Raw genomic sequence first — 14,988 nt, forward strand, 5'->3', positions numbered from 1 at the left:
CAGGTACGAATATAAAAAATAAGTAGTTTAGCGTTAGCAAAGCCTGTATTTTGTTAAACACAGGTAATAAAAGCATCAATATCTCCGTATCACTTTCAATGCAACTTTAAAAGGCAGATATTTGAATTGTTGTAAATTTCGAAAAGAAACCATGAAGAAGTTTTTTCTAGTTCTCCTGACCGTCATCATCGCACGGTCTACCCAGGCACAGGTTCTCGAACCCGTGAAATGGTCTTATGCAGCTAAACGTCTGAACAGTACCGAAGCAATGGTATTGATTAAGGCCACCGTAGATCGTGGCTGGCATATCTACTCCCAACATGTTGCTGATGGCGGCCCTGTGGCTACTTCCTTTACCTTCGCACCATCTAAAGCCTTTACGCTCGTTGGCAAGACGATCGAGCCTAAGCCAGTTACCAAGTTTGAAAAAGCCTTTGGTATGAATGTTAGCTATTTCGAGAATGCCGTGGTATTCCAGCAAAAAATAAAAATCAAAGCCGGACAGCCAGTGGTGAAGGGGACCCTCGAATTTATGGCCTGCAACGACGAGAAGTGTCTTCCGCCTGATGAAGTCAGCTTCAGTATTCCCGTTAAATAGCTTCCCCTTACATGATGAAATTCAGAAAAATAAGCGTTCTTTTCTTTTTCCTGATCGCTCTCTTTACTGCACGCGTCCAGGCGCAGGACAGCACGGAAGCTATTGACTTCAGCGATGTTGAATTTACTGAAATTACGCCTGATACTGCTGCCGACAGTTCTTCTCTTACGGCAACTGAACAAGTGCAGGTCACTACAGGAGCAGATAGCAGCAGCAAGGCTCAGGTGGCCGACGGGACAGCCGTGTCCAGACATAACCAGAGCCGTTCTCTATGGGCCATTTTCATTGCGGGGTTCCTCGGTGGGATAGCGGCACTCATCATGCCCTGTATATTTCCCATGCTTCCTCTTACGGTAAGTTACTTTACCAAAAGTGCAGCCAGTAAATCCGGGGCAGTAGTCAAAGCGGTGATCTACGGCTTATCTATCATCGTTATCTATGTGATTCTTGGCCTCATTGTTACCGTGATCTTCGGTGCCGATGCGCTGAATAACCTTTCTACAAACGGAGTATTCAACCTGCTCTTCTTTGTCATGCTTGTGGCATTTGCCGCGTCATTCCTCGGCGCTTTCGAGCTTACGCTTCCTTCATCCTGGGTAAACAAAGCAGACGCTAAATCAGATAACAAAGGCTTTGTCGGCATTTTCTTTATGGCCGCCACACTGGCCTTGGTGTCCTTCTCATGTACCGGCCCGATTATCGGATATCTTCTGGTAGAAGCCGCCACGATGGGGGCACTCTTAGGTCCTGCAGTCGGTATGTTTGGGTTTTCACTGGCCCTCGCAATACCATTCGCGCTGTTTGCCATGTTTCCTTCTCTGATGCAGTCTCTCCCTAAATCGGGTGGCTGGCTAAACAGTGTGAAGGTGGTACTCGGCTTTCTGGAGCTTGCACTTGCTCTCAAGTTTCTCTCCAACGTCGATCTTGCCTATCACTGGGAATGGCTTGACAGGGAGGTGTTCCTGAGCCTCTGGATCGTTATATTCGGTCTGATGGGCTTATACCTGCTCGGCAAGCTTACTCTCTCTCACGACTCTCCGATGAAGTTCCTGTCGGTACCGAGGCTCTTCATGGCGATCATTGTGCTCGCCTTTACGGTTTATATGATCCCGGGACTTTGGGGTGCTCCGCTCAGCTCGATATCTGCATTCCTGCCTCCGCAGCATACGCAGGACTTCGACCTGTATACTGCTTCCCTCAAAGCCGGCAACACAAACTCTTCCTCATCCGAAGGTCCGCAGCCGGCTAAGTACACCGATCTTTTCGAGGCACCATTGGGTCTGACAGCTTTCTTTGACTATGAGGAAGGGCTCGCTTACGCGAAAAAGGTGAATAAGCCCGTACTTATTGACTTTACAGGACACGCCTGCGTCAATTGCCGCAAGATGGAAAGCTCTGTATGGCCCGATTCACGGGTCTTGAATATCATTCGTAATGACTATGTGCTGATCCAGCTGTATGTGGATGATAAAACCGCATTACCAGCTAACGAGCAGTATGAGTCAGCAAGAGGGAAGAAGATCAAGACTGTGGGCAATAAGTGGAGTGATTTCCAGACTTCCAGGTTCAACGCCAACTCACAGCCGTTTTATGTATTGTTATCTCCGCAGGAAAGCGTACTCCTTGATCCTATCGGTGCGGATTTCAACATCGACAGTTATGCGGCTTATTTAAAAAGCGGCTTGGATGCCTTTAAAGCGGGAAAATAAATTCAATAAATATTCATTTACAGCAGTTTTTTCGTTGAAAAATATATATTTGCTGCAAAAGAATATTATTATGGAAAAATTCACAAAGTTGAAAGAGCTTGTTGCTTCAATGGAAGCTGATGCTGACAAATTTTACACAAAGGGTAGCGGTGCTGCCGGAACCCGTGTTCGCAAGACCCTGCAGGAAATTAAGACGCTTGCTCAGGAAATTCGTAATGAAGTAACCGAAATCAAAAACAAAGAAGCTTAATCCGCTTTTTATAATAATTAAAAAGGCTGTCCTAACCGACAGCCTTTTTTGTTTGACTGCAATTTCCATGATGAAATGATCTTCGTCATATCTGCTTTTTATAAAAGATAAACTTATCTTTTATTGTGTATTTTTGGAGATATAAAACCCATAACCATGGTTATCTCCAGAAAAACGCTCATCATTGACCTCCTGAAGGCAGAGAAGGAAGCTGTTCTCAACCGCCTCATTCAGCTGCATCCTAATTTCTCCCGCCTGCGCAATCCCGTACTAAGAAATGTACTCGCCAGAATGGTCGATATCGAGGGAGCCTGTAAAGTGGCGGGATGCGAAGTTCCTGCATTTCTGGAAGCCATGCAGCAGATCGGCTTCGTCGTTCAGGATCAGACCCCGGCAAAGCCGGCCCCTGAAGTCAAACAGGTGCCGATCTCACGCGGAACAGTCCGCGTATTAGACGTGCGACCCATACTCGCAAATAAGAAGGACCCGCTGAAGCTGATCTTAGAACATGTTGATGAATTGAGTGATGACGAATGTCTGAAGCTGATCGCGCCTTTCGAGCCGGTTCCCCTGATCCACATGCTCCGGGCAAAAGGCTTCTCCCATGAAATAGAGCAGGAGGAGGGGAGCGTCATCACCTATCTGAAGAAGGCTGCTGCCGGCGCCCGCCCTGTGGCAACTCCGAAGGCAGCCCCACGTGAGTCCGCTCAACCTGCATTTGAAGATCTCCTTCTACAGTATAAAGACCGGCTCCGAACCATAGATGTTCGTCATCTCGGCATGCCCCAGCCGATGATCATGATCCTGGAGAATCTCCAGAACATGCCGGATGAGGAGGCACTGTTCGTGCACCATAAGAAGCTTCCGGTATACCTCTTGCCACATCTGCAGGAACGTGGATACGAGCACGTCACACAGCCGACAGATGATGGAAAAATGAACCTCATTATCTACAAGCCATGAACCAGCTACCCAAAACAGCCCCGGGAATGTACCGGCTGATCATCATCCACTATCTGATCTCGGGACTATGCTTTGCCCTGCTGGCCGTTCTCCTGCTGCTGCTGAGCGGAGATTTTCCGCAGCACTATTTCGCACCGGGTACGCTCGCGATCACCCATCTTGCAGCACTGGGCTGGGGTACACTCATCATCTTTGGCGCCTGTTATCAGTTGCTGCCCGTGCTTCTGGAGTGCGAGTTATTTAGCATCCGGCTGCCCTGGATTATCCTGGCACTGTTCTTACCGGGACTATTCTGTCTTGTGTTCTCGCTCTGGACCTTTGATCCGGGCCTCCATATGCAGGTAGGGGGACTTTTACTTTCTACCTCGGTTATCCTGTTTTGCATTCTGGTGTACAAGACGGCCTCCCGGAGTCATATCCATTCGGCTTATAAAGATTTTATCCTGACATCCTGCATCTGGCTGCTGGCCACCGTGATTCTGGGAACACTTCTGGTATTTAACTTTCAATATGGATTCCTGCCCAAAGACCACCTGCACTTTCTCCGGCTGCATGCCCATATGGGTATTGCCGGATGGTTTCTCATGCTGATCATAGGCGTTAGTGCCAAGCTTATACCCATGTTCCTGGTATCCAGGGATCAACCCGCACACCTGCTTAGCTGGAGCTACTACCTGATCAATCTCTCCCTGATCCTGTTCATAGTGGATGCTTACCTGAACGGACTAAGCGCGCATACGCAGCTTATACTATTGCCCATGTTAGCTGGCCTCGGCTGCTATTTCGTGTATGTCCGCAGATGCTTCCGTTCGCGGCTCAAGAAAAAGCTCGACATACCTATACTCAAGACGGCCCTCTCCATTTTCTTCTTGTCGCTGGCTCTCTTACTGCTTCCGGCCATCATTCACTATGCCGGTGTTTCTAATGCCTGGTCTGTGAAGCTCTCGAGCCTATATGGTATGCTGATCTTCATGGGCTGGATCACAGCCCTCATTATGGGGCAGACTTTCAAAACACTGCCATTCATTGTATGGGTAAAAAAATATGAGCATCTCAGCGGTAAAGCGAAGATTCCCATGCCTGCTGATCTGTATCAACCCAGGCTCCTGCAGCTTCAGTATATCGCTTATCTGGCCTTCTGCCTGACGTTTTTCACCGGCTTCCTGCTTTCATACAGCACCCTGATGATCATCGGTGCCGTATGTATCATTGTTGCCGCATGTGCCTATCTCGGCAATGTCATTATCCTGATCACCCATAAAACAACTATCAAGCCATGAAAGAATTCAATATCACCAACCAATCCTCCTTTCGCGAACTCCAGATCATCGAGTCGCTCAGAACAGTGCTCGACCCCGAGCTGCAGATCAACGTAATCGATATGGGACTTGTGTATAACATCAGCGCGGAACCCGGGTCTGAGGAGATTCGCATCGAAATGACCCTCTCATCTTCTCACTGCCCCATGGGCGAGGCGATTCTCCAGTCGGTCAAGAACCGTATCGAAACCGATTTTCCCGGTACTGACGTGCATGTTCAGCTGGTTTGGGAACCTCAGTGGACTTATGAGAACATCACTGAAGAAGGACTTAAACAACTAAGGCGTTAAATAAAAAAAAAGCAGGATGTGACCAGCGTCATTTCCTGAACAATCAATAAAAGATATATTTGTCTTCTATTAAATCATAAACAATATGGAAACTATAGCCACCCTGAACGTAACTGAAATTGAACCACGGTTCAGACATCCGATGATTTTCGAACAATTCGACGCCCTGGAAGCAGGAGAGGGATTTGTGATTTCAATCGACCATGATCCCAAGCCATTGTACTATCAGCTCATTGCTGAACGCGGAAACATCTTCAGCTGGGATTATCTGGAAAGCGGTCCTGATAACTGGCAGGTTAAAATAGAACGTAAAACTACTGAAGAGCAGGAAGCTACTATTGGTGAGATCGTTGCCAAGGATTACCGCAAGGCGCAGGTCTTCAAAAAATTCGGTATTGACTTCTGCTGCGGCGGCAAGAAGAAAGTAAGTGAGGTGTGCAGCAAAAAGGGAATCGACATAAACGACGTGAAACGCGAACTAGCTGTCATGGACCAGGCTCAGGGTACTCCTTCTCAAAATTACCAGGGCTGGGAACTCGATTTCATGTGCGATTACATTGTTTCTACACATCATAAATACGTTAAAGATACCATTCCCTTTCTTTTAGAAATGTCTGCGAAGGTGGCACGCGTACACGGTGATGCCCATCCGGAAGTCATTGTCGCTGCTGAAGCATTTGCCGGCGTAGCTGCCGATCTGAGCCTTCATCTTCAGAAAGAAGAACAGATCCTGTTCCCTTACATCAAACAGCTGGTCGCCGCCAGAAGAGCCAACACAGCGCTGCCCGCAGCTGCTTTTGGCCAGGTTGCTAATCCGATTCAGGTGATGGAAGCAGAGCATGAGCATGCCGGAGAAGATTTATCTGAGATTCGTGCGGTTACCAACGACTTTGCCGTACCGGAAGATGCCTGCACCTCTTACCGCATCCTTTTCAAGATGTTTCAGGAGTTTGAAACTGACCTGCACCAGCATGTTCATCTGGAGAACAATATCCTGTTCCCTAAGGCCATTGAGCTTGAAAAAACATGGAATAATTAACGGCCTTTTCCTTAGAATGCGCTAAACTTGCAGGAGTTTTGAAGATATGATACTTTCTAAATCATGTGAATATGCCATCCGCGCTGCCATCTATGTCGCTTACAAGACTGTTCGCGGCGAAAAGACCGGGATAATAGAAATCTCGGAGGTCATTGGCTCGCCCATGCACTTTACAGGTAAGATATTGCAGACGCTTACCCGGAAGAAAGTTCTATCTTCATTGAAGGGCCCAACGGGTGGATTCTATATAGAGGATCCATCCTCCGTGTACCTCGTCGATATCATCCGTGCCATCGACGGCGACGGTATCTTCAAAAACTGTATCATGGGTTTAAGCAACTGTTCAGAGGCCCGTCCATGTCCCATGCACCATCAGGCAAAGCCTATTCGCGACCAGCTATGTAATGAGTTCAGCAGAAAATCAGTATTCGAAATGGTACAGTCGTACGAGAAGAATGAGTACTTTTTGCGTTGAAGATTGAAATAATTGATTCCTAGTAATTTAAAAAAAACTTGAGGTCAATCTTCCACCGATGCCCAACACTTCAGCATTCTTTTTGTTATACTTACAATTCGGAATGATAAATTAATGTAGTGTCTATGAACAATCAATCAAAAATAATAGCTGCATTGCTGGCAGGAGTTGCCGTTGGTGCCGTAGTAGGTCTTTTATTCTCTCCTGAAAAAGGTGAGGAGAACCGTGAAGGTTTAGCCGGATGGTTTAAAGACATATATGATCTGTCGAAAGAGAAAACGAGTGACCTTGCCGAAAAGGGGATGAATGCCGTAAATAAGTCAAGGAACTCAGCAGAGTCACAAGTAGATCATGCAGAAAGCGCTTTAGGCGTCTAAAACAATTCTAAAATATATTTTTGAAGCGAGATCCTGCCCCCATAAGGCTGGATCTCGCTTTTTTTATATACATTAGGGTGTATAAGCCAATAAACCCGCAATTGCCTTTGAGTATTTATTACCAGGTATCATCATGGATAGGATAAGCACTGTGAAATATTTGATAAGCTTGATCTTGGTTCTGGGTGCCGAATATTTGAAATCTTTGCTTTTAGGCAGTCAGGAAGAGGGTTTTTCGCACCTTCTTTTCACCGGTGTTATCATATTGTCGCTGCGGTTTCTAGGCAAGGGGCCCGCCATATTCGCCCTGTTTGTTTCTGCCCTGATCTCTTTCCGGGGTCTCATGTTCAAAGACGGGGACCCCTACTGGCATACACCGCATTTTCTTACCTGGGTTCTTTTCCTGGCCGAAAACGGCCTCATTATCTATATAATCGACACGTATATCCGACAGACCAACGAAGGGCTTCTTAAAGAGAAACGTTTTAAGACCCTGATCGAGGAAAGCTCCGAAGCCTTTATGCTTGTCGGGGTAAATGGCTCTGTACGTTACCATAACCCAGCGGTACACCGTATTACGGGCTATACAGAAGAAGCCCTGCGTACCATCTCCGTGTGGGAGCTCATCAAAGAAGAGGACGTTACCACGCTTAAGGAACACTTTTTTAAAGTCGCCTCTCATGCGGGTTCTTCTATTACCGTTCAGCATCGAATGAAAAAAGCCGATGGCACCTTTATCTGGGCTGAAAATGCCATCGCTAACCATCTCGATAATAAGTCCATTCAGGCGCTGGTAATGAACTTCAAGGATATTACCGGCCGCATCAGTCATGAGCAGGAAATGGGCGACTTCCTCGGAATTGCTTCCCACGAACTTAAAACTCCGCTCACCAGCCTCAAGGCCTATACCCAGGTCCTGGAGATGCGCCTGAAAGCGGAGAACAATTCCAGTTCTATACAGCTGGTTAGTAAAATGGATAAGCAGATCAACCGCGTCATTGGGATGATCTTCGACCTGCTCGATGTTACCAAACTCCAGTCGGGCATCATGTACCTGAAAAAAGAGAACTTCATGCTGAACGACCTGCTGACCGAAATGGCAGAAAACCTTGGAAATGTCCATACCTCTCATCGTATCGAATTGATGCTCGACAAGAACGTATCCCTGCACGCAGACCGCGCCCGCTTAAATCAGGTGCTGGTTAACCTGGTAACAAATGGCATTAAATATTCTCCAGGAGGGGAGAAGATCATCCTGCAAACGAGGGTAGAGGACGGCCGCGTGACCGTATCGGTGCGGGATTTTGGTATAGGGATATCTCCTTTGGAGATCAAAAATCTGTTCAGTCGTTTTTATCGCGTAAGCAGCGTAAGAGAGTCGTTCCAGGGGCTAGGGTTGGGGCTTTATATATCCAATCAGATCATCGAACAGCATCATGGAGAAATGGGAGTCGAGAGCGAAGAAAACCAGGGATCGCGCTTCTGGTTCTACCTGCCGCTGTCTGCTGCTGAAGAGCAGTCTTAATCTTCAGGTTTCCGCCTGTTCCAGAGGTATCGGGAAGACTTCCTGATCAGGTAACTCCTTTGGCCTTTCCCGGCTGCGTCAGTGCCTTCACCTTCGCCCGTATAAATATTGGGATCCCCGCTGCTCAGGTAAGAAACAAAACATGCTATGGCGAAGAAGAACAGATAGTCGGGACCGAAGAGCTCTGCGCCCATGATAGTACATGCAATGGGCGTGTTGGTGGCTCCCGAGAACACAGCCACAAAGCCCAGTGCAGCGAATAGTCCTACCGGGGCATCCAGCAGTCCCGAGAGCGTGTTCCCCAGTGTCGAGCCAATATAGAACAAAGGTGTCACTTCACCTCCTTTGAAACCGGTTCCAAGTGTAATTCCCGTATAGATCGTCTTCCAAAGCCAGCTCCATGCATCGGCGCCGCCTGCGTTAAATGCCGAAGGAATCGTAATGGCACCCGCATACTGGGCGTCTACACCCAAACCCAGGTAATCGGGTTTACCATTTAGGAAAGAGAGCAGGATAATGATGATACCTCCGGCCAGTGGGATCATCCATTTCTTCGGAGCTATCCGGAGGCTGACCTGTTTAACAGACTTCGAGAAGAGAATAAAGGCATAGCTTGCCAGTCCAAAGGCGATTGAGGCGAGAATAACCTTAGCCATCAGCAGGAGTTCATCCGTTCCTGAAAAGGCAGGTAGATGACCGATATGATACTGCGTATGAGAGATGCCCAGCAGGGAAACAACCTTATCGGCTACCAGACTGGCTAACAAACCGGGGAGCAGAAGGTTCAGCTTCAGTCGTTTAAAGGTCAGCACTTCCACCGCGAACAGCGCGCCCGTGAGCGGCGTGCCGAACACGGCGCCAAAACCGGCGGCTATCCCGGCGGTCAGCAAAACAGGTCTTTGTGCATCCGGAATCCTGAACATCCGGCAGAATGCAGCCGAAATGCTTCCTCCAATCTGTACTGCGGTACCCTCCCTGCCAGCCGAGCCGCCGAAAAGATGCGTAATAACCGTCGTCAGGATAATGATGGGCGCCATCATCCAGGGAACCCCCGCACCAGGCTGATGGATTTCTTCAATGATAAGCGTATTCCCCTTTTCGGAAGATTTCCCAATCGACTTATAGATGAAGTGGATCAGCAAGCCTGCAAGCGGCAGCGCATACAGCAACCATTCGTAACGAAAGCGGATATGCGTTGCTGAGGATAGCAGCACCAGAAACAGGCCTACAATACAGCCGATAGCCGCAGAGGTGCTGCAGATCATCAGGATCCAAAGCAGCAAACGCTTCAGCCATAAGAGCAGGTTCGGAGAGTTCAAATCGTATCGGTGAATGAAATGCCGAAGATACAAACATCAGACAAAACAAAATACCCGGATTATTTCTTTATCATGTATATAGATGTTGTAACATATATTAACTTTATCATCATGTCGCCCTCCAGTCATGTTTTGTTCCAAACCTTGATCGGCAGGAGCGAAGATGCTAGCTTTATTTTATCCGGATTCAAATATGGAGCCTGAAACACCTGGCTTGGCAGTACGCCGGACGAAACGTTTGTTACTTCATTACTCACAATAAATAAATAGCAAAACAATGAAAAGAATGATTCTTATGCTACTGATGGTGGCAGCGACTGCGACAACTTACGCACAGAAAACCTGGAAATCAGATCCTATGCACTCCAGGTTGGGTTTCAAGGTAACTCACTTGGGTATTAGCGACATCAACGGCGCCTTCGACAAGTTCGAAACGACCATAACTTATTCCAAACCCGACATGTCTGATGCGGTGATTACCCTGAATGCCGACGTCAACTCCATTAACACTGCAGTGGCTATGCGGGATAACCACCTGAAGAGCGCTGACTTTTTCGATGCAGCCAAGTATCCTGCTCTGACTTTCAAAAGCACCTCGATCGAACCTGCAGGTGGCCAGAAATACAAGGTAAGTGGTAACCTGACACTGCACGGGGTAACCAAGGCTGTAACGATGGATATGCTGTTCCGCGGTATCGTAAAGAACCCGGGAGCCAACAATGCAGAAGTGGGCGGTATTCAGGTAACAGGGATGATCAAGCGCTCCGACTTCGGAATCGGTGGTAAATTCCCTGCAGCAATGATTAGTGATGAGGTATGGATCCAGGCCGATGGGGAGTTCGGACAACCTAAATAGTTCTATAATGTACAAGTTGAAAATTATCAGTTCTACAGTAAGACCGGGAAGAAAAGGTCCCGTGGTGGCAGCATGGATCGCTGATCTGGCTAGAAATACGGGCGACTTCGATGTGGAAGTGCTTGATCTTGGAGAGATCAACCTGCCTGTAATGAACGAATCTAAGCATCCGGTAATGAAACAGTACGAGCACGAGCATACCAAACAATGGTCTGCAAAGATCGAAGAGGCAGATGCTTTCGTATTTGTAACCGCCGAATACGATCATGGTTATCCGGCATCATTGCGTAATGCGATAGAGTATCTGGTGCATGAGTGGGCTTATAAAGCAGCGGGACTGGTTAGCTATGGTGGTATCTCCGCAGGAACCCGCGCAAGTAATGATCTGAAACGGGATCTGATCACCATGAAGGTAATTCCTCTGGCTGAGCAGGTGAACGTTCCGATGTTCACACAGTTTATCGATGATCAGGATCAGTTCAGTGCGAACGAGGTGTCCCTAAAAGCGGCTGAAACGATGTTGAAATCCATTGTCCGCTGGACTAAAGGATTGAAAATCATTAAAGAAGACCAATAATTTGCCTGGCATCCTTCCATAAGAAAAATGAACCGGTCAGATCACTTTCTGGCTGGTTTTTTTGTATTTTCAAGAAAGTAGTTTCCTTTCCCTGAGTTATTTCCGCTTTTTTCCCATATTTTCACGGAAATGCAAAATAGTCAGAACCTTTCCCCCATTTCAGAAGTATAAAGATATAGAGACAATAAACAAGATTCTTTTAACCTCCAAGTATTTTTGATTGTGAAAAATATCAGTTTCCTTCAGCGGTTGATCAACTATATCAGACCTTCTTTTATCGAGGACCGGAAAAGAAAGGGTATCCTTCAGCGACTTGAAGAAATCAATGTCGAACTGATCGACGTGGCCGAGACTTGTAAAATGTACGGCGATCTGGATATGAACTTCGAGCAAGCTTTGAAGTATAAAGACTATGTTGCTCTTAATTACGAGTATGTGCGTCTTGAAAGAGAATTGTACAACCTTCCTGAACCTGAAAAAACAAAAGTCTCTGTATCCCAGAACTAACACCCCTTACTACTGCTGCGTCTTATTTTTCCTCTGATCTTCTTATTTCTTAACTACGGGTCGATATCTTTTCGCGCCCTATCTGCGAGCTCGTCTATAGTTAGTGCATATTGACTCCATATCCAGTCCATGTATGTGGTCAAAAACATGGACTCAGGTTCCTTTCAGCTTATATTTTTTACCGTTTCTTTCTCCGGCTTTCACTATCTTTTGGTCGCTGATTTCATCTCCCGGGGTGTTGGGAGAAAGTAAGGCTCCTGAACAAAGTGTTTTGATTTATCTTAACTAGTCAGAGGCGCCTATGGCCCCTGACCGAAGCTTAGCCGACGAAAGAAGAGAAGGAAGACCGGGTGTCGATGAACTACTTGGGGAATGCGATCCTGGCGGCGTTACCTGCCAGGGTCAGGAGAAAAGCACGGACCAGAGGGGATGATCACCGCAGGGCCCCAGGCACTAGTCCGGTCATGTGCAGCCGCCTGCAGGCAGTAAAAAAGCTACGCTCTTTAAAGGACAAAGGTGCAGATACCGCTTTTCCCCAGTACTTAAGCTTAAGTATTTCTTAATATATTCGAAATATAGGCTGTCTATTTTCGCCATGGAAGCGCCGGAAGCTATAGGGCGCTCGAATGTGTTTATATATGAGAAAAATTTATTTATTTACAGCGGGGCTTCTGCTTTCAGCAGGTGTGCAAGCCCAGAACATGGTGAAAGGTTATGTGTACGCTGATCTGAACGCCAATCGGAAACAGGAAAAAAATGAGAGAGGCATTGCATCTGTAGCGGTAACAAACGGTCGCGAAGTAGTGCTGACAAACGGGAAGGGCTATTACGAGCTTCCGCTGAGCAATGATCAGATTATATCCGTGATCAAGCCTGCCGGGTATAAGGTGCCGCTGAATGGCGACAACCTGCCTCAGTTCTTCTATAATCACAAGCCTGCGGGATCACCTGCGCTGAAGTATAAGGGAGTGGCGCCAACGGGTGCGCTACCGAAGTCAGTGGATTTCCCCTTGACACCTCAGAAGGAAGATTCTAACTTCACTGCCCTGATCTTCGGGGACCCTCAGCCGTATACGCTTCAGGAAGTCGACTATTTCGATAAAGGCGTTGTAGCCGAAGTGGCAAATATTCCAAACGTGGCTTTTGGATTGAGTATGGGTGACCTTGTTGGCAATGACCCTGATCTTTTCAGTCCCTACACCCGGGCGGTTAAAAAGATCGGCATCCCCTGGTATAACTTGATGGGTAACCACGATATCAACTTCGACGTGAAGGAAGATGAGATGTCGGACGAGTCGTATGAAGCTCATTTTGGTCCTGCTAATTATGCCTTCAACTATGGAAATGTGCATTTTATCGTGCTGGACGATATCCTTTATCCGGATCCGAGAGACGGACAGTCGTATTGGGGCGGACTGAGAAAAGATCAGCTGGAGTTCGTTGCCAATGATCTGAAGTTCGTGGATAAGAGCAAGCTTGTTGTACTGGCCTTCCATATACCGATTGGAGAAGCCGGGAATGATGAAGGATTCAGGGAGCAGGACCGGATCGCCCTTTTTGATCTGCTGGCTGATTTCCCCTATACGCTATCCCTCTCCGCGCATACGCATAATCAAAAGCAGCTGTTCTTCAGTAAAAAGGATGGATGGAAGCAGGAGAAGGCTCACCATCATTACAATGTAGGTACTACTTCGGGCAACTGGTACTCCGGTGAGCTGAACGAACAGGGCGTTCCGGTATCCACCATGAGTGATGGGACACCAAAAGGTTATGCGTTCATCAACTTCAAGGGAAACCAGTACGACGTGGATTATAAAGTAGCCGGAAAGGCGAAAGACTACCAGATCGAGATTTCTGCACCAAAAGTGATTGAGCACGATAAGAAGACATCTGCTGCCATCTACGCGAACTTCTTTATGGGCTCAGAGAAAGACGAGGTTCTTTACCGGGTAGGTAAAGGCGGCTGGAAGAAGATGACCTATGTGGAAGAGCATGACCCGGTATTTCTGGATGTGCTGCATAAGTATGATAATACAGAGACTTTGCTAACCGGGAAGCGCCCGAGTGCGCCGGCAGAGTCTAAGCACCTGTGGAAGGCGCCTGTTCCTTTCAAGCTTGCTCCTGGGGAGCACACGATCGAGGTGAAAGCGACGGACATGTTTGGCAAGACTTACACGCAGACAAGCACGTATAAGATTGTGAAACGTTAAATCTAAACCTATGAAAATAAAGGGCTGGTTCATGCAACAGAACGTTGCGGACCGGCCTTTTCGCTTTAATGGAGGAAGAGCAGCGATCCAAAGTAGATGAGCATGAAGAGTCCGCTGAGCAGGGTTAGAACGGTGGTACGGCCGAAGGAGGCTTGCGCCGGATCTTTCATGCAACGGATAAACCAGAAAAGGAAATAGCCAATCACCGGCGTAAAACAGATCAGGTACAAGTTGAAATTCGCACGCTCATCACGCGTATTCCAGTAATAGTACAAGAGGCAGCTACCCGCCAGGAAGAGCATTGCCGAAAAGATAAAGGAGCCGCGGACGCCCAGCAGCATGCTGAGGGTACGATCGCCCCGGCGGGCATCTTCTTCGTGCTGATAGATCTGCGTGAGCGGATAGGAGGCGCCAATCAGGCAGGAGCAAACCAGTCCAGCCATCCATACAGGAGCTTCTTGTCCCGCCTCTCCCATAGAAAGCGCATGGTAACAGCTGTAATAGATAAAGGCTCCCTGAAAGAGGAACACGATCAGGAAGCTGAGCATAGGGTATTTCTTAATCCGGATGCTTGGATGGCTGTAGGCTTTGGAGAATGAATTGTAGATGATGACGCAGACCGCAAAATGTAGGCTGACCAGTAGGGCAAGCAACACTCCGGCCCATTCCAGCATGATCGAGGTATAGTAGAGGCTGCTGCTCACTTTTGGGGGATGTTTCAAAAGGGCAATGCTGCCTTCGTCCTTGTCAAAGTAGCTGTTAAATCCATTGCTTGCCGGGTAGATGAATAAATGCAGGACGATAAAAACTACCAGGGCATGGAAAGTGTTAGGACTAGGTACTTCGCCCAGCGCAAAAAGATACACAGGGAGCAACAGCAGCGAAAAAGGAAGACGCAGATGGGCAAGGGTTGAACCGATATGTAATTCTGCCATGATTAAGCGGTGTAGATAAATTTAAAAAAACAATTGCAG

16 protein-coding genes are annotated in these 14,988 nt (G+C 47.5%); 14 read left to right on the forward strand and 2 right to left on the reverse strand.

What is annotated here, in order from left to right:
- Nucleotides 1–151: 151 nt before the first annotated feature.
- The 10 genes from ACO1NU_RS14625 (at nt 152) to ACO1NU_RS14670 (ending at nt 8,545) form a co-directional block, all read left to right on the forward strand.
- Nucleotides 152–598 carry a protein-disulfide reductase DsbD domain-containing protein gene (locus tag ACO1NU_RS14625; protein WP_448819231.1) on the forward strand — a complete coding sequence of 149 codons (447 nt, stop codon included), beginning with the start codon at nt 152–154 and terminating at the stop codon, nt 596–598.
- An 11-nt stretch (nt 599–609) separates the two neighbouring features.
- Nucleotides 610–2,307 carry a protein-disulfide reductase DsbD family protein gene (locus ACO1NU_RS14630; protein WP_448819232.1) on the forward strand — a complete coding sequence of 566 codons (1,698 nt, stop codon included), beginning with the start codon at nt 610–612 and terminating at the stop codon, nt 2,305–2,307.
- Between the two features lie 70 nt (nt 2,308–2,377).
- The gene (locus ACO1NU_RS14635; RefSeq protein ID WP_448819375.1) at nt 2,378–2,557 is read left to right on the forward strand and encodes a histone H1; all 180 of its coding nucleotides are present in this window, start codon (nt 2,378–2,380) and stop codon (nt 2,555–2,557) included.
- Nucleotides 2,558–2,713: 156 nt separating this feature from the next.
- Nucleotides 2,714–3,520 (forward strand): DUF2249 domain-containing protein, encoded by an 807-nt coding sequence (locus ACO1NU_RS14640; protein WP_448819233.1) that lies wholly within the window; start codon nt 2,714–2,716, stop codon nt 3,518–3,520.
- A complete protein-coding gene (locus ACO1NU_RS14645) occupies nt 3,517–4,800 on the forward strand; it encodes a hypothetical protein (RefSeq protein WP_448819234.1) in 1,284 nt (427 codons plus the stop codon). The genes ACO1NU_RS14640 and ACO1NU_RS14645 overlap by 4 nt, the downstream gene beginning before the upstream one ends.
- Nucleotides 4,797–5,129, forward strand: a complete 333-nt coding sequence (locus ACO1NU_RS14650) for a metal-sulfur cluster assembly factor (protein ID WP_448819235.1) — start codon at nt 4,797–4,799, stop codon at nt 5,127–5,129. The genes ACO1NU_RS14645 and ACO1NU_RS14650 overlap by 4 nt, the downstream gene beginning before the upstream one ends.
- An 85-nt stretch (nt 5,130–5,214) precedes the next feature.
- Nucleotides 5,215–6,168, forward strand: coding sequence for an iron-sulfur cluster repair di-iron protein (ric, locus tag ACO1NU_RS14655; protein WP_448819236.1), 954 nt, complete (start codon nt 5,215–5,217; stop codon nt 6,166–6,168).
- Nucleotides 6,169–6,214: 46 nt separating this feature from the next.
- Nucleotides 6,215–6,643, forward strand: coding sequence for an RrF2 family transcriptional regulator (locus ACO1NU_RS14660; protein ID WP_448819237.1), 429 nt, complete (start codon nt 6,215–6,217; stop codon nt 6,641–6,643).
- A gap of 125 nt (nt 6,644–6,768) precedes the next feature.
- Entirely contained in the window at nt 6,769–7,020 is a 252-nt protein-coding gene (locus ACO1NU_RS14665; RefSeq protein WP_448819238.1) for a YtxH domain-containing protein, read from the forward strand.
- A gap of 133 nt (nt 7,021–7,153) precedes the next feature.
- A complete protein-coding gene (locus ACO1NU_RS14670; protein ID WP_448819239.1) occupies nt 7,154–8,545 on the forward strand; it encodes a PAS domain-containing sensor histidine kinase in 1,392 nt (463 codons plus the stop codon).
- Here the strand turns inward: ACO1NU_RS14670 and ACO1NU_RS14675 are convergent.
- On the reverse strand, nt 8,542–9,864 hold the full coding sequence (locus ACO1NU_RS14675) for a chloride channel protein (protein WP_448819240.1): 1,323 nt from the start codon (nt 9,862–9,864) through the stop codon (nt 8,542–8,544). The two genes, ACO1NU_RS14670 and ACO1NU_RS14675, sit on opposite strands and share 4 nt — an antisense overlap.
- 277 nt (nt 9,865–10,141) lie before the next feature.
- Here ACO1NU_RS14675 and ACO1NU_RS14680 point away from each other — a divergent pair, with 277 nt between their 5' ends.
- The 4 genes from ACO1NU_RS14680 to ACO1NU_RS14695 all read left to right on the forward strand — a co-directional run bounded on the left by ACO1NU_RS14680 (nt 10,142) and on the right by ACO1NU_RS14695 (nt 14,014).
- Nucleotides 10,142–10,720 carry a YceI family protein gene (locus ACO1NU_RS14680; protein ID WP_448819241.1) on the forward strand — a complete coding sequence of 193 codons (579 nt, stop codon included), beginning with the start codon at nt 10,142–10,144 and terminating at the stop codon, nt 10,718–10,720.
- 7 nt (nt 10,721–10,727) lie between these two features.
- Nucleotides 10,728–11,297 (forward strand): NADPH-dependent FMN reductase, encoded by a 570-nt coding sequence (locus ACO1NU_RS14685; RefSeq protein ID WP_448819242.1) that lies wholly within the window; start codon nt 10,728–10,730, stop codon nt 11,295–11,297.
- 222 nt (nt 11,298–11,519) lie between these two features.
- On the forward strand, nt 11,520–11,804 hold the full coding sequence (locus ACO1NU_RS14690) for a hypothetical protein (protein ID WP_448819243.1): 285 nt from the start codon (nt 11,520–11,522) through the stop codon (nt 11,802–11,804).
- A 638-nt stretch (nt 11,805–12,442) separates the two neighbouring features.
- Nucleotides 12,443–14,014 (forward strand): calcineurin-like phosphoesterase C-terminal domain-containing protein, encoded by a 1,572-nt coding sequence (locus ACO1NU_RS14695; RefSeq protein ID WP_448819244.1) that lies wholly within the window; start codon nt 12,443–12,445, stop codon nt 14,012–14,014.
- 65 nt (nt 14,015–14,079) lie between these two features.
- Here the strand turns inward: ACO1NU_RS14695 and ACO1NU_RS14700 are convergent, their stop codons facing one another.
- Nucleotides 14,080–14,949, reverse strand: coding sequence for a UbiA family prenyltransferase (locus ACO1NU_RS14700; protein WP_448819245.1), 870 nt, complete (start codon nt 14,947–14,949; stop codon nt 14,080–14,082).
- Nucleotides 14,950–14,988: the final 39 nt, after the last annotated feature.

The sequence above is a fragment of the Arcticibacter sp. genome, assembly GCF_053551015.1.

Bases quoted from the DNA above. Each gene is read 5' to 3' on its own strand.
- ACO1NU_RS14630 (WP_448819232.1), top strand. From the start codon at position 610: ATGATGAAATTCAGAAAAATAAGCGTTCTTTTCTTTTTCCTGATCGCT.
- ACO1NU_RS14645 (WP_448819234.1), top strand. From the start codon at position 3,517: ATGAACCAGCTACCCAAAACAGCCCCGGGAATGTACCGGCTGATCATC.
- ACO1NU_RS14625 (WP_448819231.1), top strand. From the start codon at position 152: ATGAAGAAGTTTTTTCTAGTTCTCCTGACCGTCATCATCGCACGGTCT.
- ACO1NU_RS14635 (WP_448819375.1), top strand. From the start codon at position 2,378: ATGGAAAAATTCACAAAGTTGAAAGAGCTTGTTGCTTCAATGGAAGCT.
- ACO1NU_RS14650 (WP_448819235.1), top strand. From the start codon at position 4,797: ATGAAAGAATTCAATATCACCAACCAATCCTCCTTTCGCGAACTCCAG.
- ACO1NU_RS14700 (WP_448819245.1), bottom strand. From the start codon at position 14,949: ATGGCAGAATTACATATCGGTTCAACCCTTGCCCATCTGCGTCTTCCT.
- ACO1NU_RS14640 (WP_448819233.1), top strand. From the start codon at position 2,714: ATGGTTATCTCCAGAAAAACGCTCATCATTGACCTCCTGAAGGCAGAG.
- ACO1NU_RS14680 (WP_448819241.1), top strand. From the start codon at position 10,142: ATGAAAAGAATGATTCTTATGCTACTGATGGTGGCAGCGACTGCGACA.
- ACO1NU_RS14660 (WP_448819237.1), top strand. From the start codon at position 6,215: ATGATACTTTCTAAATCATGTGAATATGCCATCCGCGCTGCCATCTAT.
- ACO1NU_RS14695 (WP_448819244.1), top strand. From the start codon at position 12,443: ATGAGAAAAATTTATTTATTTACAGCGGGGCTTCTGCTTTCAGCAGGT.
- ACO1NU_RS14665 (WP_448819238.1), top strand. From the start codon at position 6,769: ATGAACAATCAATCAAAAATAATAGCTGCATTGCTGGCAGGAGTTGCC.
- ACO1NU_RS14670 (WP_448819239.1), top strand. From the start codon at position 7,154: ATGGATAGGATAAGCACTGTGAAATATTTGATAAGCTTGATCTTGGTT.
- ric (WP_448819236.1), top strand. From the start codon at position 5,215: ATGGAAACTATAGCCACCCTGAACGTAACTGAAATTGAACCACGGTTC.
- ACO1NU_RS14685 (WP_448819242.1), top strand. From the start codon at position 10,728: ATGTACAAGTTGAAAATTATCAGTTCTACAGTAAGACCGGGAAGAAAA.